This window comes from Paraburkholderia sp. MM5384-R2, from assembly GCF_014201025.1.
Taxonomy (GTDB): domain Bacteria; phylum Pseudomonadota; class Gammaproteobacteria; order Burkholderiales; family Burkholderiaceae; genus Paraburkholderia; species Paraburkholderia tuberum.
Genome location: NZ_JACHDI010000002.1, coordinates 192,322 through 209,231 on the forward strand (window position 1 = coordinate 192,322; position 16,910 = coordinate 209,231).

General features: G+C 62.2%; 14 protein-coding genes and 2 pseudogenes. 10 read left to right on the forward strand and 6 right to left on the reverse strand.

The window, feature by feature from the left end:
* The first annotated feature begins 110 nt into the window (after positions 1-110).
* Both dctA and HDG37_RS04800 read left to right on the forward strand, forming a co-directional pair.
* Positions 111-1,481 (forward strand): C4-dicarboxylate transporter DctA, encoded by a 1,371-nt coding sequence (dctA, locus tag HDG37_RS04795; RefSeq protein WP_184044851.1) that lies wholly within the window; start codon positions 111-113, stop codon positions 1,479-1,481.
* A gap of 61 nt (positions 1,482-1,542) precedes the next feature.
* Positions 1,543-3,090 (forward strand): methyl-accepting chemotaxis protein, encoded by a 1,548-nt coding sequence (locus HDG37_RS04800; protein WP_184045272.1) that lies wholly within the window; start codon positions 1,543-1,545, stop codon positions 3,088-3,090.
* A 34-nt stretch (positions 3,091-3,124) separates the two neighbouring features.
* Here the strand turns inward: HDG37_RS04800 and HDG37_RS04805 are convergent, their stop codons facing one another.
* From HDG37_RS04805 to HDG37_RS04820, 4 genes are all read right to left on the reverse strand, one after another.
* Positions 3,125-4,648, reverse strand: coding sequence for an ATP-binding cassette domain-containing protein (locus tag HDG37_RS04805; protein WP_184044853.1), 1,524 nt, complete (start codon positions 4,646-4,648; stop codon positions 3,125-3,127).
* Entirely contained in the window at positions 4,645-5,571 is a 927-nt protein-coding gene (locus HDG37_RS04810; RefSeq protein WP_018422496.1) for a branched-chain amino acid ABC transporter permease, read from the reverse strand. Before HDG37_RS04810 ends, HDG37_RS04805 begins: the two co-directional genes overlap by 4 nt.
* Positions 5,572-5,594: 23 nt before the next feature.
* Complete coding sequence (locus HDG37_RS04815) at positions 5,595-6,470, reverse strand: branched-chain amino acid ABC transporter permease (RefSeq protein WP_184044855.1); 876 nt, start codon at positions 6,468-6,470, stop codon at positions 5,595-5,597.
* 91 nt (positions 6,471-6,561) lie between these two features.
* Complete coding sequence (locus HDG37_RS04820) at positions 6,562-7,827, reverse strand: ABC transporter substrate-binding protein (RefSeq protein WP_184045274.1); 1,266 nt, start codon at positions 7,825-7,827, stop codon at positions 6,562-6,564.
* Positions 7,828-8,444: 617 nt separating this feature from the next.
* On the opposite strand from HDG37_RS04820, the pseudogene HDG37_RS04825 reads away from it, so the two are divergent.
* The 7 genes and pseudogenes from HDG37_RS04825 to HDG37_RS39035 form a co-directional block, all read left to right on the forward strand.
* Positions 8,445-8,693 (forward strand): annotated as a pseudogene (locus tag HDG37_RS04825) (ABC transporter substrate-binding protein); the annotation flags it as partial.
* Between the two features lie 40 nt (positions 8,694-8,733).
* A pseudogene (locus HDG37_RS39975) lies at positions 8,734-9,604 on the forward strand (carbohydrate ABC transporter permease).
* Positions 9,604-10,455, forward strand: a complete 852-nt coding sequence (locus HDG37_RS04835) for a carbohydrate ABC transporter permease (protein WP_184044857.1) — start codon at positions 9,604-9,606, stop codon at positions 10,453-10,455. The pseudogene HDG37_RS39975 and the gene HDG37_RS04835 overlap by 1 nt, the downstream one beginning before the upstream one ends.
* Before the next feature lie 102 nt (positions 10,456-10,557).
* Positions 10,558-10,881, forward strand: a complete 324-nt coding sequence (locus tag HDG37_RS04840; RefSeq protein ID WP_184044859.1) for a hypothetical protein — start codon at positions 10,558-10,560, stop codon at positions 10,879-10,881.
* A gap of 1,447 nt (positions 10,882-12,328) precedes the next feature.
* Entirely contained in the window at positions 12,329-13,072 is a 744-nt protein-coding gene (phbB, locus tag HDG37_RS04845; protein ID WP_184044861.1) for an acetoacetyl-CoA reductase, read from the forward strand.
* Positions 13,073-13,375: 303 nt separating this feature from the next.
* The gene (locus HDG37_RS04850) at positions 13,376-13,642 is read left to right on the forward strand and encodes a hypothetical protein (protein ID WP_184044863.1); all 267 of its coding nucleotides are present in this window, start codon (positions 13,376-13,378) and stop codon (positions 13,640-13,642) included.
* 181 nt (positions 13,643-13,823) lie between these two features.
* Complete coding sequence (locus HDG37_RS39035; protein WP_260332753.1) at positions 13,824-14,078, forward strand: hypothetical protein; 255 nt, start codon at positions 13,824-13,826, stop codon at positions 14,076-14,078.
* Between the two features lie 112 nt (positions 14,079-14,190).
* Here the strand turns inward: HDG37_RS39035 and HDG37_RS04855 are convergent, their stop codons facing one another.
* Together HDG37_RS04855 and HDG37_RS04860 are read right to left on the reverse strand one after the other, a co-directional pair.
* A complete protein-coding gene (locus HDG37_RS04855; RefSeq protein ID WP_184044865.1) occupies positions 14,191-14,568 on the reverse strand; it encodes a DUF3022 domain-containing protein in 378 nt (125 codons plus the stop codon).
* 499 nt (positions 14,569-15,067) lie between these two features.
* Entirely contained in the window at positions 15,068-15,931 is an 864-nt protein-coding gene (locus HDG37_RS04860; protein WP_184044867.1) for an alpha/beta fold hydrolase, read from the reverse strand.
* 108 nt (positions 15,932-16,039) lie between these two features.
* Here HDG37_RS04860 and HDG37_RS04865 point away from each other — a divergent pair, with 108 nt between their 5' ends.
* Complete coding sequence (locus HDG37_RS04865) at positions 16,040-16,891, forward strand: LysR substrate-binding domain-containing protein (RefSeq protein ID WP_184044869.1); 852 nt, start codon at positions 16,040-16,042, stop codon at positions 16,889-16,891.
* The last annotated feature ends 19 nt before the right edge of the window (positions 16,892-16,910 follow it).

Here is a 16,910-nt window from a genome sequence, read left to right on the forward strand (position 1 = left end):
TGAATGGCTCATATAAAGACAAAACGAAGCCGGCTCAATGCGGCCTTTCCACGCTGCTGCGTGGGAGGGCCGCATTTTCCCTTTGAAGACGCGATGCACAGGAGACAGACATGCCAGTATCGAAAGTAACAAGAGCACTTTCCAAGCTGTACGTTCAGGTCCTCATCGGGATCGTGGCCGGTGTCCTGCTCGGCCACTTCTACCCCGAGCTCGCCTCGCAGATGAAACCGCTGGGCGACCTGTTCGTCAAGCTGATCCGGATGCTGCTTGCACCGATCATCTTTGCATCGGTCGTGGTCGGGATTGCGCGCATGAACGACCTTCATCAAGCGGGCCGCGTAGGCGTGAAAGCCCTCCTGTATTTCGAACTGGCGTCGACCATTGCGCTCATAGCGGGAATGGTGGTCGTCAATGTCATCAAACCCGGCAGCGGAATGAACATCGATCCCTCGCAGATCGATGCCGCTGCGATTTCGACCTACACGCACGCGGCGCAGCAACACGGCATGCTCGACTTCTTCATGAGCATCGTTCCGAATAGCATCGTCGGGGCATTCGCCAAAGGCGAGATGCTTCCCATCATTTTCTTTTCAGTCCTGCTCGCCATCTCGCTGGCAAAGCTCGGACCTCGTGCCGCGCCATTCGTCGACATGCTCGACATGTTCCTTCAAGGAATGTTCGGCGTCGTGCGAATCGTCATGTACGTTGCTCCGATCGGCGCGTTCGGGGGCATGGCCTTCACCATCGGCAAATACGGCATCGGCACCTTGGCATCGTTCGGCGAGTTGATGCTTTGTCTGTATCTGACTTCGTTCTTCTTCGTGTTCGTCGTGCTCGGCCTCGTCATGAAAATGTGCGGGCTATCGCTGTGGAAGTTTCTCCGCTACATCAGGGACGAGATTCTGATTACGCTCGGCACGGCGTCGACGGAAGCGGTGTTGCCGCAGATGCTGATCAAGATGGAGGCACTGGGCTGCCCTCGCCCAGTGGTCGGCATGGTCTTGCCCACCGGCTACACGTTCAATGCCGATGGAACGGCGATTTATCTGACGATGGCGGCCTTGTTCATCGCCCAGGCGATGAACGTCCACCTGAGCATCTGGGACCAGTTGCTCGTGCTCGGCGTACTGCTGCTCACGTCGAAGGGCTCTGCGGGGGTGGCCGGGGCGGGATTCGTCGCACTGGCCGCGACGCTCGCCTCGATGCACAAGATTCCCGTGGAAGGCCTCGTGCTGCTGCTCGGCGTGGACCGCTTTCTCAACGAGGCGCGCGCAGTCACGAACCTGATCGGCAATGGCGTTGCCACTGTCGTCGTCGCTCGCTGGGAGGGGCAACTCGACAGGAACCTGGCGCGCGCGGTGCTGGATCGCGACAATACGCCTCACTTCCACACACCTGGTCCTGCGGCGCAACCGGCGATCCCGCCGGCACCGACGACCGAAGCCGCCGCGGTTCTCGACGGCTCGCCGAATCATCGCTAGAACTGGACTTTTCCGGGTGGGTGCCGTTAATGCAGAGATATCTCACTCCACCGAATTCAGCATGAAACTGACCATCAAGTTCCGTCTTCTCGCCACACTCGCCTTGCTCGGGTTCCTGCTGACCGTGACCGGCGTGCTGGGGATCGCCGGCATGCGTGGTTCGAACCATGCCGTTGCAAAGGCGTACACCAACGACGTGGCTGCCGCAACCGCGCTCGGCAAGTCCAACCTGAACCTGACGATAGTGCGTACCACGCTCGACCGCGTGCTGCTGCACCCGGAAGCAGCGGACAGAGCCGCGCTCATCGATAAGGCGCGCAACTATCTTGCGGTCTCCGACAAGGCCTGGAAAGAGTACCGCGCACTGCCCGTTTCCGAGGGCGAGGCGGCCTTGTCGAAGGCCGTGGCCGACGCCCGTGAAGCGATGCTGCAGGGCGCACTCGAGCCGATGATGGACGCGATGAGCCGTGGCGATCATGAAGCCGCCGACCACGATGCGATGGTCTTGATGCCACCGCTGTCGGCGGCTCTCACGCAGAAAACCGCGCATCTGGACAAGTTTCGCAACGAGCAGGGTAATGTGCGTTACAAGACGGCACAGGACCGGTATGACACCCTCGTGACAATTACCGGAATCGCGATCGCCGTCGGTCTTCTTACCTGCGTCACCTGCGGTTTCACGCTGCTTCGCGCAATCGCGCGCCCGATCGATATGACGGTGCGCCATGTCGAGCGACTCGCTCAGGGTGACATGTCGCAGCAATTGCGCTTCGACAGTGATGACGAAATGGGTCGTCTCGTCAGAAGCGTCGGGCAGATGCAGAAGGACATCGGCACGATGATCGAACAGATCGCGCGCGGCAGCGAGTCGATCGCATCCGCGACCCAGCAGATCTCGGCCGGCAACGCGGACCTGTCGGCGCGCACCGAGACGCAGGCGGCGTCCATCGAGGAAACGGCGGCAAGCATGGAGCAACTCACCAATGCCGTCACGGAGAACGCCGCGCACGCGCGTGAAGCGCGCGAGCTGGCCGACGCGACGAAGACGACGGCTAGTGCGGGTGCGGACGTGGTGCGTCAGGTCATCACCGCGATGAGCGACATTCACGACGGTGCGAAGAGGATGGGCGAGATCATTGGCGTGATCGAAGGCATCGCCTTTCAAACCAACATCCTTGCGTTGAATGCGGCTGTCGAGGCTGCTCGCGCCGGAGAGGAAGGACGTGGCTTTGCCGTCGTCGCTGGCGAGGTGCGCAATCTCGCCCAGCGCTCAGCAACAGCGGCGAAGGAAATCAAGGAGCTTATCGACGCGTCGACAGCCCGCGTCGCGGACGGTTCGCGCCTGGTCGGTCGGGCCGGTGAGACCATGGGCGAAGTACAGACTGCCGTCAGCCGCGTCACGTCGATCATGAGCGACATCGCGACGGCCTCGGCCGAACAGAGCGATGGCATCGAGGAAGTCAATCGGGCGATTACGCAGATGGACCAGATGTCGCAGCAAAATGCCGCGCTGGTCGAGCAGGCAGCCGCCGCGGCCGCGTCGCTGACCGAGCAGACCGGTCTGTTGACGAAGGCGGCGGGTCGATTTCGCTTTGCGTCCCTGTCCTGATGCCGCGCTACGGGCTCGCCTGCCGTTGCTGGCCTTAGCTGCGCGCGTCGCCGGAGGTCGTGGCGTCGGGCTCACCGGTAGGCGCTGCCTCGAGAAAGCCGCGCCCCATCTCAGCCTCGAAGCGCGAAGCGCTGCCCTCCCAGATGATGCGTGCATGTTCGAGCACGTAGACACGGTCCGCATGCGGCAGCGCAAACCTGACGTTCTGCTCGCCCAGCAGTACGGTAATGGGCGTGGACTTTTGCAGCGAATCCAGCGCTTTCGACAATTGTTCGAGAATCACGGGCGCGAGCCCCAGTGTCGGTTCGTCGAGAATCAGCAGCTTCGGCTGGGTCATCAGCGCGCGCGCGATCGCGAGCATTTGCTGCTCGCCGCCGGAAAGCGTGCGCGCGGTTTGGCCCTGGCGCGATTTGAGGATCGGAAAGAGATCGAACAGCCACGACAGCTGTTTGGCGCGCATCGTATCGGCGAGATGATATCCGCCGAGTTCGAGATTCTCGCGTACCGTCATGTCGCCGAATAGCTCGCGCGTTTCCGGGCATTGCACGAGGCCGGCGCGCGAGATCGCGGCACCGCTGCTACCGCGCAGATCGCGCCCGTCGAAGCGAATCGTCCCCTTGTACGGCACGAGGCCCGAGAGCGCGTTGAAAAGCGTCGTCTTGCCCGCGCCGTTCAGACCGACAACCGATACGAACTCGCCCTCGCGCACCTGCAGACTGACGTCGTCGAGTGCGCACGCCTTGTCGTAAAGCACACGCACACCGGTCACCTCGAGGATCGTGGGCCTGGCAATGCCCGCGGCTCCGGTGCGCTGGCGCAACTCCAGCTTGCTGCCCAGATAGACCCGGCGCACTGTCTCGTTCTGCATCACTTGTTCGGCGGTGCCCTCGGCGACATGCTCGCCAAGGTACATCGCGAGCACGCGGTCGGCGAGCGCGGACAGACTTTTGACGTTGTGATCGACCAGCAGCACCGCGCGGCCTTCGGCGCGAAAGCCGCGAATCAGCTCGGAAAACGCCTCCGATTCCGCCACCGTCAGTCCCGCGAACGGCTCGTCCACCAGCACGACCTGCGGGTCGCGCGCAATCGCTTTGGCCATCTCCATGCGGCGCAGATCCGCAAATGGCAGTGTCGCGGGATGCCGATGCATGACGGCGGCAAGGCCCACACGCGAGGCAATTTCCTGCGCGCGCTGGTGCACGTGCGGTTCGGCGGCCAGCTTGACGAGCGAATCAGGAAGCAGCGCGAGCTTGATGTGTTCCAGCACCGTCTGCCGATGGAGCGGCCGCGAATGCTGAAACACGATGCCCACGCCCGCGCGCGCGATCCGGTGCGGCGCCCAGCCGGCCATCTCCACGCCATTCACCTTGACCGACCCCGCGTTGGGCCGCTCGATGCCCATGATCAGCTTCATCACGGTGGACTTGCCCGAGCCGTTTGGTCCGATCAGGCCAAGAATCTCGCCGGGCCGGATGTCGAAGCCGATATCCTTCACGGCGACGAGACCGCCGAAGCGCTTGGTCAGTCCGCGTACGGAGAGCAGCGGCGTGTCGTTCATTGGCGCTCCCTCGCACGCAGCAGATTGCCGAGCAGACCGTCTGGAAAGAACAGCAGCGCCGCCAGTGCGACCGCCGCGACGACGAATGTGTTGAGCTGGCCGAGCGGGCGCAGAAACTCGCCGGCGACGATCAGGAAGATCGAGCCGAGCACCGCGCCGAGTATCGTGCGGCGTCCGCCGAGCACGGCCGCGATGATGATCTGTACTCCCACGCTGAGATCCACCACCGTGCTCACGGAGGCCGTGCCCTGGTAGAACACCAGCATCGCGCCGGCCACGCCGGAGAAAACGGCGCTGATGCAAAAGGCCACGAGCTTGTGTCGCGTGACGTTGAAACCCAGCGCCTGCGCGCCGGTCGCGTCCTGGCCGCTTGCCTGCAGGATCAGACCGACTGCCGAACGCGACAGGCCGAACAGCAGGACGGCGCAAACGATCAGGAACGCGAGCGCGATCCAGTAGTTATGGTTCGCGTCGACCGACATCACGTCCGGCACCATCATGCCGATCTCGCCGCCAGTTATGCCCGCAAAGATCACGATGGCGTTCTGCAGCAGCAGCACGGCCACGAGCGTAACCAGCCCGAAGTAAGGACCGCGCAACCGCAGCGCGGGCACCGCCAGCAGCAGGCCGCCCACCAGCGCGACGACGCCGCCAGCGAGCACGCAAACGGGTATGGGCAGACCCCATCTGGCGTCGAGGATCGCGGCCGAATAGGCGCCCAGTCCGATCAGGAAGGTCGGCCCGAAGTTGACCTCGCCGGCAAAGCCGAACAACAGGTCCCACGACATGGCGAACACGCCGAAGTAATACGCAACCGTGAGCACGCCGAGGATGTAGCCCGAAAGCCACCACGGCAACGTCGCCGCCATCGCGACGAGCGCAACGGCGATCCATGCGCCACGCGAACGGAGAAGAACGGACATGGGGGAACGCTCCATTCGCACTGTTAGCGGCGTCCCAGGAAGCCCTGGGGTCTTACATACACCACGAGCACCAGCAGCAGCAACGCGGGCAGCGGCCGCAGGGTCGGCGCGATCAGATAGGCCGTAATGGTTTCCAGATAACCGACCACATACGCGGCCATCAGCGAACCGGACACGCTGCCGAGCCCGCCCAGCACCACAATGGAGAATGCGCTGGCCGTGAGTTGCCCCGCATTGTTGGTGCTCACGCCGAGGAACGAAGCGAGCAGCACGCCCGCGACGCCGGCCAGCACCCCATAGATGCTCCACGCGAGAAGATAGATTCGGGAGAGTTCGAAACCGAGCAGCGTGAGACCACGAGGGTTCATCGACGCCGCGAGCAGCGCCTTGCCCGCGCGCGTGCGGTTCACGAACAGCCACAACATGCCGATCACGGCCCAGCAGACCGCCGCGATCATGATTTCGTTGAACGGCACGCGCACGCTGCCGACCATCGCCACACCGCTGATCAGCGGGCGCATCGTGACCGGGTTGTCGGTAAAGAGCCACGCCATGCCCTGCTGGATCATGATGCCCCACAGCAGCGTGCCGGTGAGCACGAAGATTTCCTTTTCTTCGCCGGGAATCGCGGCCGAGCGTTGAATGGGCCGCACCACCATCAGGTAGGTGACGAAGGCCGTCACGAGACCCGCCAACACGCCGAGCAGCGTGCCGAGATAGGTGCCAAGTCCCGCCTCGCCCGCGAGCATCCAGCCCATCAGCGCCGCGACCAGCATCACGCCGCCGTGCGCGAGATTCAAGATGCCGGAGACGCCGAAGATCAACGTGAAACCGATCGCGCCCAGCGCGTAGAGGGAACTGATCGCAAAGCCGTCGACGAGAATCTGCAGTAGCAACATGCCCGGCCTTTCATGTTGGTTAAGGTGTCGATGCGTGCGCTGTCCGGGCCTTCGCTATGCGCGGGTCCGGACAGTCGCGATCGTCGCGCTGCTAGTTCGCGCTTGCCTGCTGCACCTTGATGAAGGTCGGGAATTTGACCGTGCCGTTGGCAATCGACTTGGGCCAGATCGCAACCTGCTTGCCGTTTTGCCATTGCAGGTCGATGCCCGTGATATAGCCGGGCCCGTACTTCAGCGCGTGCGTGAACTGATCGCTCTTGCCGTAGAACTGCCAGCGTCCGATCGTGCCCACGTAGTCGGTTTTCTCGAGTGCGTCGACCATCCGGTCCGGATCGGTCGAGCCCTTGTTGCGCTTGATCGCGTCCGCGAGGATGTAGACGAGGTCGTAGCTCGTGAAGCCGCAATACGCCGGAGAAACGCCGAACTTCTTCTGATACTCATCCGTAAAAGGTATCGTTTTCGGCGTGATCGCCACGCCCGGCGCCGCGGCCGAGGCCGTGATCACGCCGTCCGTCGCGCCGTTCGTGTCCTTCCAGAAGCTCGTGGTCGTGGCCTGCGAGCTTTGGCCCGACATCGGGATCGGCACCTGCTGGTCGTGCCATTGCACGGTCGGCTGCACGCCAACGTGGCTGATGCCGGTGGTGATCGTATCGGGGTGCTTCGCCTCGATCTGGTTGAAGATCGGCGTGAAGTCGGAAGTGTCAGGATTGAAGCGGATGTGATCGAGCACCTGAAGTCCCGCTTTGGGCAGGCATTCGAGGTAGCGTTCGTCGAGCGGCTTGGTCCACGCCGCGTCCTCGCTCATGACGACCGTCGTTTTCATCTTGAACTGGCCGACCAGAACGTCGTGTGAGAAGTCGCAGATGGACTGTGCGATGAACGCCGACGTCATCCAGCCGTGGAACGTGTACTTGTAGTGGTCGTAGTCGTCGTGAACGTGCTTCGAGATGTCGTTGCTAGCCGCGCCGGGAGTGATGAAGGGCATCTTCAGGCGTCCCGACCACGGCTCCATCGCGAGCGCCACTTCGCTGATGTAGCTGCCGATCACAGCGACTACCTTGTCCTGAGTCGCCGCGCGCTGGAAGGCGCGCACGCCGTCCGAAGCCGATGAATGGTCGTCGTACGCGACGATCTGGATGGGCCGGCCATCGACTCCACCGCTGGCGTTGATCTGGTCCGCGGCGAGTTGCGCCGCCTTGCTGATCGAAGCGCCCGCCACCGAGGATTCTTCGCTGATCACGCCGATCTTGATCGGCTCTGCCGCCGCATGGGCGCCTGCCGGCAGACCCAGGCCCGCCGCTACCATCCCCGTCGCGACGACGCAATGAAAGTTTCGCCACACACTTTTACTGGACATCATGCATCTCCGATTCGAAAGGATCGTTGAGCAACATTTGCCCGCCACATCGCAGCATTTGAAGAATGCGCACACAACAATATTCACGGGACTCGCAACGCTCAATCGGTACAAACGATGACCGGGTCCCTACGGATTTCATGGTGCAGAGCGGAAAAATTTTGCCGCCCGCGCCGCCGGACGCGGTTTGTCCATAGTGAGAGCGATGGCTATGGACCGCGAGATTAGCGGCCTTCGTCCTCTCGCTCATTCGTGATCCGAAGCATTGTGGCCGCATCGCTTTGCGGGGTTGGTGCGGCGCTTCAATGGACCAACCCGCGCCATGATCAGCTGAGGGCGGTCGCGGCGCGCAAACGGACCACGCGGCAAGCGTGCCTGCATGCGGGTCCGAACACTGCGCGGCAACCGTGCTTGCTGACACATGTACGTCATGCTAGGTTGCTGCAATTCCCGCTGCCGCATCTGGCATTTATTTTTCGCAACGCTGCGCGCGATCAATGAAAACGGGGTGGGTTGCTCTGGACTCATCGTACGCATACGCCTTTCCCCTGGAGGAATCCAAGAGCCATGGCTTCAATGATCCAGCGGACGACCCTGTTCGCCTGCCTCTGCGCGTGCTCGGCATTCCGCCGACGCGCAAGAGCGTCTTCGTCAATCCGACGCTCGTCAAGCAGTATCGCTGGTACCCGGACCAGCTGAAGGCGCTCGAAACGGGCCGTGCGCGGCCTCGCGTGAAAGACTGGCAGCAGATCGAGGCGATTCTCGGCGACGCGTTGCAACTCGCGCTGGCGGGGCAGGCCGCGCCCGACGCAGCCTTGCATCAGGCGGCGCTGAAGATCGCCCAGGCCAACGCCGCATTGCAGTGAAAGCGGCGGTGACAGCGCAGACAAGCGTGGGAAAGAGTCGATGAGCGGGTTGCGACGTTATCTGCCGCTGATCGTCCTGATGAGCCCAGCCGCGCTCGTGCTCGGCGTGCTGGCGCTCTACCCGATGGCGCGCGTGCTGATCGATTCGTTTTTCTCGGTGAATTACGCGTCGGGGCATCGCTCGTTCATCGGGCTCGCCAACTATCGATCGGTCATTGCGGACGGCGAGTTCGGCACGAGTTTCGTCAATGCGATCCAGTTCATGAGCGTGGCCTCGCTCGCTGAAGTCCTGTTCGGCCTCGCGCTCGCGCTGCTGTTCGTGCGCGCGTTTCCGGGCCGGCCCATCGCCGTGCCGCTCGCCGTGCTGCCGATGATGCTCTCCACGCTCGTGTGCTCCGCCATCTGGGCGCAATTGGCTCAATTACCGCGGCTTCCTGAATGCGCTGCTCACGGCGGCAGCTCTGCCGGCGGTGCCCTGGTTATCCGATCCGCACCTCGCGCTCTGGTCGCTGACGTTGGTCGATGTCTGGCAATGGACGCCGATGGCATTCCTGATCATTCTCGCGGGGCTGCAGTCGATTCCGCCGGAAATCGCCGAGGCGGCCCGCACCGACGGCGCGAACGAATGGCAGTGCCTGCGATACATCACGCTGCCGCTCGTTGCACCCCACGTCGCCCTCGCGATGCTGCTGCGCTCGATCGACACCTTCAAGCTGTTCGACAAGGTGTACGCATTGACGGGCGGCGTTCCGGGCAATGCCACGCAAACGCTGTCGACGTACATCTACGACACGGGTTTCCGGTTCTTCAACGTAGGACCCGCCAGCGCGGCTTCGGTACTGATGCTGCTCACGTGCGCGGTGCTGGTCTCGGGATACATATGGAAATCGGCCGTCAAGCGCGACCGTTGATGCCTCTCGCACGCTTGCAGGGTTTCGCGCGACGCTCGTCCGCTGCCGAGGTGCGAGGGCTGTTGCGGATCGCTGCGCTGGCGGTGTTGCTGCTGCCGTGCACATGGATGGCTGGTGCGGCCTTCACGCCGACGCTGGAACGCCTCGCCCATCCGCTCTCGTTGTGGCCTTCGGCGCCCACGTTCGAGCACTTCGCGGCGGTGTGGGAAAGCGGCATGGCCCAGTCGGTGCTGAACTCCGTGTGGGTCGCGCCAGGCGCCACGTTGCTCGCGCTCGCGCTGGCTTTTCCGGCCGCTTATGCCCTCGCGCGGCTTGCGTTTCCCGCGCGCCTCGATCTGCTGTTCCTGCTGCTCGTGCTGGCACTGAAGCTGATGCCGCCGATTACGGTGGCCGTACCGCTGTTTTCGCTGGCCAAGTGGCTCCATCTGCTCGATTCGCTGTTTGGGCTGATACTCGCCTATCAGCTGTACGCGCTGCCGATGGCGATCTGGATGTTGCTGCCGTTCGTGCGCGACGTGCCGATCGAATTCGAGGAGGCCGCGGCGCTCGACGGCGCGAACCTCGCGCAGCGCATCGTCTTCATCGTCGTGCCGCTGTGCGCGCCAGGTCTCGTTGCCGCCGCCATCTTCGTGTTCGTCATCGCGTGGAACGAGTTTCTGCTGGCGCTGTTGTTCGTCTCGTCGCCGAGTCATTTCACGCTGCCGCTCGCCATGGCGGGCTATGTGACCGAGAACGGCATCGACTGGGGCGAACTGATGAGCGCGGGGCTGATTTCGTCGGTGCCGACGCTTCTGCTCGCGGGCTATGTGCAGCGCTATCTGCTGCAGGGCTTTTCGGGCGGGTTGAAGTAGGAGGCTCCGACTTCACGCCGCCGCTGCAGCAGACGCTTTGCTTATCCAGAGGTTTTCTTGCGCCCTGCCCTGACTGATCACACCGTTTCGCCGGCTGACCGGATGTCGGCCATCGTTCAGGACGAGTTTCGCGTGCCGGTGCCGACATCGATCGCTTACAAATGGCGCGCCATCGATTCACTGTTGAACCTCGCCCCCGCTCTGTGCGGCAAGCGGTGGGTCATCAACTTTTGCAGCGGCACGGGGATGGCGGCGGCGCCGGTCGTCGTGGCGTGTGGCGATACACGGCATGGCGGCATTCACGAGCAACTTGCGGAGCGACTCGCGGCTCGTCCGGAACCAGGCGGCACGCTGATGCTCGACTTTTGCGACTGGCAGGACTGGCGCCTCGTTGATGCCTTGATCGACTGCAACTGGAGCCGATAAGGTTTCGCTGCGGGTATGACGTTGCCCGCGAACGTCAGCGTGGTTCCTTGTTTGCCTGAGGCTGCCGCGGTGGCGGCTTAGATTCTTGTCCGCGTTGCGCCGGTTCACGCGTACAGGCGTCCGGCGGCGTGACATACGGAACGTCGTCGCGGCAACACGCATAGATCGGAAACCCATACGCGTTCGTGCCGACGATGGTCGTTGGCCCGTGCAGCGGGCACACCGTCTTCATGGCGCCCCCTTGAAACTCATCGATCAATCCTTTCCATCTTACGCTCGCGTGCGAACGGTGTTCTAGGTGCGCCTGCGTTGCCCTTGGAAACCCGGTCCCGTTCACCGCCGCCGACACGCATTCGCTATGCGTGCCGCGCCGCAGCGTTCGCCATTCTCTACCGCACGCGCCGCGGACGAGCGACGCTCCCTGGGCAGCCGCCCCTCGTGCAGCGAGCCGGCCGGGCCCAGGCAGAAGTGTCTGACAGCGTCGGCTGAATTGTCATTTTCTTGCATGACATGCAATGATGCATCCGGTGGTGCTCACTGCAGTGTCCTGTCATTTGGGACATTTTCGTGACATTGTTGGGGTGCTCCGCGAAGCAATCGGAGAGAGCACTCATCATCGCTGGCCATGCGCGTCCTTCGTTCGGACGTTCGAACGTCGACTTAGCTCGACTATCTCCTCTGATAGCCGACCTTTCGGAATAGGGGTATTTACCTAGCCCTTCTTCTCAAAAATTTAACAATTTGAAGTTAGAATGAACCTTCTAACATCGATTGTTATGTCATTTCATGACAGTTGAAATCCAGGGCGAAGCATCCGGTCAGCGGCACGGCCGGACTGACGAGGGTTATGGCCAACCGATCGGCCGCGACCCGATATGGACACCGTGTCGTCATTCGACTGTTGAATACCGACGACCAGAAGTGCGATCCAGGCCGAACTGGTTTTGTGGTGTTTATTCAGTCTTACTAATAATACTTTTGCTCTGGAATCGTTTCCGACTGACATTCAGCACATTCATTGCGCATGTCGTCTCCGGGGCAAGTGGGTTCGAAATCAATTCAGGGAGAAGCAATGAAAGACCTTTCGTCCGAAGATTTGCTGAAATTCTGCCGAACGAATGCGTCGATTTTTCTTTCGCTCGCCAGCGAAGCGTTTGAAGGGCACAGAAACTCGCCGCCCTGAACCGACAGGCGAGAAACACCATTCGGGGCATCTGGAATCTTTGAGCAGTGCGCCGGCGCGGCATATCGCCGCGAGCTGACGCACCCGGCTCCATTCGCGCAATACCACAAGCCCATAAAAACCCGCGCAGTTCAATCAATGCAGCAGCCGTTCCTCCCTCGACGCTGGAGGCGGCAGCGCATTGTGGCAAAACAATGGCGGGTATGCGAGACCGCCATTGGGTATTCACGATCCTCGCAGACGTTATGATCACGGATGGAAAGGATGACGAAACGAATCGTAGTAGTAACGGGCGGCATGGGCGGCCTGGGAGAAGCGATCAGTACGAAACTGCACGACGCAGGGTATGCGGTGGTAGTCACGCACTCGCCGAACAACACCGGTGCGGACAAATGGCTGGCTGACATGGAAACTCAGGGCCGGAGCTTCCGCGCTTACCCGGTCGACGTGGCCGACTACGACTCATGCCAGCGTTGCGCGGACAAGATTCGGGCGGAGGTCGGCCCGGTCGACATCCTGGTCAACAACGCGGGGATCACCCAGGACATGACTCTCAGGAAGATGGACAAGGTGAACTGGGATGCGGTCATTCGCACGAACCTCGATTCGGTCTTCAACATGACCAAGCCGCTGTGCGAAGAGATGGTCGCACGAGGCTGGGGGCGCGTCGTCAATATTTCGTCCGTCAACGGTTCAAAAGGCTCGGTCGGCCAGACCAACTACGCCGCGGCCAAGGCCGGCATGCACGGCTTCACCAAGTCGCTAGCACTGGAAGTGGCGCGCAAAGGGGTCACCGTCAACACGATTTCGCCGGGCTACCTGGCCACCAGGATGGTCACCGCGATTCCGCAGGACATCCTCGATACGAAGATCCTGCCGCATATCCCCATGGGCCGTCTCGGCAAGCCCGAGGAAGTCGCGGCGCTCGTGCTCTATCTCTGCTCGGACGATGCCGGCTTCGTGACCGGCTCCAATATCGCGATCAACGGCGGCCAGCACATGCAGTAACGTGACACACCGCGCCGGTATGCGCCGGAACATCGGACGAAGCGGCGTGAACCATTCACGCAACACCCCTGTGCTTCCATGAGAGGAACGTGTCATGAGTGAGACCTGGATGGGCCTGATTATTGGGGGCTCGGCCCTCAGCATCGCAATGCTGATGGTGATTGATCACTATCGCCGTGAGCGCAGACGGGCACGACTGCTACGACATCTGGATCATCATGAGTGGTGGCATCAACCGCGCGGGCGAATGTAGGTGCATCGTCCGTGCCAATAACAAATCAGATACATCGAGAGGGCTGAAGAATGACACCGGAAACCACCGGACAACTAAAGGCCACAAGCCATCAGATTACGGTTCGTACGAGGCGCGGCTGCATGCGGGTCGCCGCAGTGTGGCAGGTATTGATGCCGGTCGCAGATGCCATCGAGGACGTAAGGATTACGAGCAACCGCAAACGTGACGTCGAAGACATGACGATCGCGTTTGCCGACAGGTTCTCCGGATCGCTGCACACCGTTCTCAGGCAGTTCGAGACGATGCCGTGGGTGGCCGCCGCGGAGCTTTGCTGAACACCGGGGCCGTGCCGCTAGCAATGGGTCGCGTCGCCATGCGACCCCGCGCGCGTCATGCTACCTGGCCCGCCAGGTAGCTGACGGGCGCGCGCCCCGCATGGGTTGTTTGGCACGAACCGGCCAATTGAAGCCGGACGTACACGACCGGACCCAGCCGGTCACCACCTGAGAGAAGTGGATGAAAACCACAATCAAGAAAGGGCCCCCGGACAGGGAGAGCCCCTATACACCCCTGACCGCTGGAGATGCGATTTCCCATCTCGAACGGATCCTGTCCTCCGATGGCGCGGATTCGTTGTTCAGCCGGACCTACTGGCGCGCGCGTGTTCAGCAGGTGAGCGCTACTCAAGGACTGACTCCGCAGCAGCAGGCAAGGCTCTTGAAGTTGCTCGAGTCGCTCCCGCCCCCAGTCCCGAGCGAAGAATCGTGCTAGTCACTTTTCGACCTCGCTACATCGTGGAGATTCGGGCGCAACTCGATTGGCAGGCGGCTGCCGGCTCGGACAGCCAATCGCCAAGCCGCGGACGTACGCCGTCCGCGATGGATCAGAGCTGATCGTCGACATCCAGCAGCCGATCCTCCACATGCAGGTCTTCCGCGCAATCTCCCCGCAAGGGCAACTCACCGCCTTCCGCTCGGAGTCGATCGCGGACCATTTGGCAGAGGCGTTCGCGCACGAGGATACGTTGTGCCGTGTCCATCTGCGCGTAACGCTGAATCTGCGAATCCGAAAAGTGAAGTGTGAGCACGCATCGCGCATCCAGCGTCGTGTCGCCGTGTGACTCGACGACCCAGGAGGCCTGGATGAAGAACGTCCGGCCGTCGTCGTAGCTGCTGATCGCGGGCGCCTTCGGCGACTCGAATAGTGTGGAAAGAGCCAGTTCGATTTCTTCTACGCGCTGGTTCAGATCGATGTCTTTCATTGAAAGTCCTCCTTTGGTCGAGGGCCCGGTTGCATGGCATCGGGCGTCGTCGTGACCGCGGGTTCGTTCGACGCTGCGCTCGAGTCGCCCGCTGGCACGACGGCGCTCGCGCGTCAGCACTATGCGTGCCGGCTTTGCGCCTGGCCCGCCGAATTGATGAATCGATGAATACGCGAGCAAGAACTGTGTCCGGCTGCCTCTGGCCGCCCAATGAAGAGGCAGCGTGCTTCGGCTGAAGCCGTCGCCTCGCGCCGATTATCGTGCAGGACTTGACGCGCATCCTCTCGGAGATCATCCGCGACGAAGGCCTCTCAGTGATTCTGATCGAGCAGAACGCGCGCAAGGCGCTGGGCATCACGCACAACGCCGTGGTGCTCGAGCGCGGCTCGGTCGTTCATTCGAATACGGCGGCCGAGTTGCTGTCCCAGGATCACAAGATCGATACCTTGCTGGCCGGGAAAACCAGCGTGCACGCCGGAGCACTCTGCCGTCGACCGGGCTACGCCGCGAAAGTCGCAACCGCCCTGTTGAACGCATCCGGTCTCGCGACATTCATCCCATGCGACGCACCGTCGATCGTTTCGCGTTCCGCAAACTCGATCCACTGTTCGAGCTTGTCGACCGTATTGCGGAACATACGGGGACTTTTCTGGCCATCGATCAACAACGTACGGCACTTGATATCGCGCGCGGCTTCCGGCGTATAGGCGGGAAGCGGATCGAGCAACTGCTTTGGCAGCGTGAGCGCGTTGTCGAGCGCCATGCGACGAAAGCTCTCCGGACTTTTGTTCCAGAACCCCGGCATGCTCACCGAGTCGACGAACATCGACAAGCCGGCGTCGAACTCGCCCCGCTCGATCAGTTCCGCGACCCGTGCGCGCAACACGTTGGTCGCCGGCGGCATGAACGCAGGCTGCCCCCTCGGTTCGGTTTGCAGCGGGCCGCCGGGATCGGCTAGCGTCAGCGTTTTCACGAGGCGCGGAAATTCGCGCGCGAGATGGAAAGCCACGCACCCACCCCGCGAGTGACCGACCAGATGAACGGGAGCAAGGTCGAGCGCCGTGATGAATCCGGCAATTTCCTCGACGTGCGCCTCCCAACTGAAGTCGCTGTGTCCAAATGCATCGATCTCGGGCCAGTAATGGCTCAAGCTCGGCGCGAAGCAGCGAAACCGGCCCGACAGGGAGGCCATCTGGGCGTCCCAATAGCGATAGTCGCAAAGCGAGCCGTGCACGAACACCATCGGCTCGCCGCGCCCGGACTCGACATACGGTATCGCAAGACTCGATGCGGTGGTCACAAACGATGGCGCGGACGCGCCAACGGCCGAGGCCAGAATCGATGGGCTGGTACGTGCATTCATCACAAGGCTCCTTTGCCGCCACTATCGAGGGTGTGCTCGCAAAAGAAAATCGCATAATATTGATGGAATCGATCTACTTTTCTGATATCAACCATCATGGCAACGGAAATGAAAGCGCTCGATCTGGACGTGCTGTCCATGATCATCGCGGTCGCGGACGCCGGCACGATTAGTCGCGCGGCGCAGGTCGTGCATCGTTCGCAATCGGCGGTGAGCATGCAGATCAAGACGCTCGAGACGGCGCTCGGCAAGGCGCTTTTCGTGCGCAAGCCTCGCAGCGTGGTGCCGACGCAGGACGGCGAAATGCTGTTGACCTACGCGCGGCGGATGATCGCCCTGCGCGACGAAGCGTGGGCAGCGGTGGTACGGCCCGACGTGACCGGACGCGTGGTGATCGGCGTGCCTGACGACTATGCGACGTCACTGTTCCCGCCGATCCTCAAGAAATTCTCGGCGACCTATCCGAAGGCGGAGATTCAGGTAGTGGGCCTGCCAAGCGTCGCTCTCGAGCCCATGTTGAAAGACGGCACGGTCGATCTCGTCTGCGCGACGCGCGTGAAAGGATTACACGGCGAGTTCCTGCGTCATGAACCGATGGTCTGGGCCGCCGCGCCAGGCGCGACCGAGATCTGGCGTGAAAGGCCCTTGCCCATCGCCGTGTTTTTGCCCGGCAGCGTCGCGCGGGAGAAAGCCATCCGGAGCCTGGAGCGCGCGCGCATCACGTATCGAACCTCGTATGAAAGTCCGAGTCTGCTGGGTCTGCTGACGATGGCCGAGGCCGGACTCGCGGTGACGCCTTTGGCGAAGTGCGCGGTACCGGCTCACTTCTCGCTGCTGGGAACCGCGAATGGCCTGCCGGAAATCGGCACGCTTGAAGTCGTGCTGGCGCGAAGTGCCGCTTCGAAACGGCCTGTGTGCGATTTTCTCGCGGAACGCATTCTCGCCGACCTGAAGAATTAACCCGCAGATCGACGGTTGC

What these genes read in the sequence shown, in the direction of transcription:
- dctA (WP_184044851.1), top strand. Translation starts at nt 111, where the DNA reads ATGCCAGTATCGAAAGTAACAAGAGCACTTTCCAAGCTGTACGTTCAG.
- HDG37_RS04800 (WP_184045272.1), top strand. Translation starts at nt 1,543, where the DNA reads ATGAAACTGACCATCAAGTTCCGTCTTCTCGCCACACTCGCCTTGCTC.
- HDG37_RS04805 (WP_184044853.1), bottom strand. Translation starts at nt 4,648, where the DNA reads ATGAACGACACGCCGCTGCTCTCCGTACGCGGACTGACCAAGCGCTTC.
- HDG37_RS04810 (WP_018422496.1), bottom strand. Translation starts at nt 5,571, where the DNA reads ATGTCCGTTCTTCTCCGTTCGCGTGGCGCATGGATCGCCGTTGCGCTC.
- HDG37_RS04815 (WP_184044855.1), bottom strand. Translation starts at nt 6,470, where the DNA reads ATGTTGCTACTGCAGATTCTCGTCGACGGCTTTGCGATCAGTTCCCTC.
- HDG37_RS04820 (WP_184045274.1), bottom strand. Translation starts at nt 7,827, where the DNA reads ATGTCCAGTAAAAGTGTGTGGCGAAACTTTCATTGCGTCGTCGCGACG.
- HDG37_RS04835 (WP_184044857.1), top strand. Translation starts at nt 9,604, where the DNA reads ATGCCTCTCGCACGCTTGCAGGGTTTCGCGCGACGCTCGTCCGCTGCC.
- HDG37_RS04840 (WP_184044859.1), top strand. Translation starts at nt 10,558, where the DNA reads ATGTCGGCCATCGTTCAGGACGAGTTTCGCGTGCCGGTGCCGACATCG.
- phbB (WP_184044861.1), top strand. Translation starts at nt 12,329, where the DNA reads ATGACGAAACGAATCGTAGTAGTAACGGGCGGCATGGGCGGCCTGGGA.
- HDG37_RS04850 (WP_184044863.1), top strand. Translation starts at nt 13,376, where the DNA reads ATGACACCGGAAACCACCGGACAACTAAAGGCCACAAGCCATCAGATT.
- HDG37_RS39035 (WP_260332753.1), top strand. Translation starts at nt 13,824, where the DNA reads ATGAAAACCACAATCAAGAAAGGGCCCCCGGACAGGGAGAGCCCCTAT.
- HDG37_RS04855 (WP_184044865.1), bottom strand. Translation starts at nt 14,568, where the DNA reads ATGAAAGACATCGATCTGAACCAGCGCGTAGAAGAAATCGAACTGGCT.
- HDG37_RS04860 (WP_184044867.1), bottom strand. Translation starts at nt 15,931, where the DNA reads ATGAATGCACGTACCAGCCCATCGATTCTGGCCTCGGCCGTTGGCGCG.
- HDG37_RS04865 (WP_184044869.1), top strand. Translation starts at nt 16,040, where the DNA reads ATGAAAGCGCTCGATCTGGACGTGCTGTCCATGATCATCGCGGTCGCG.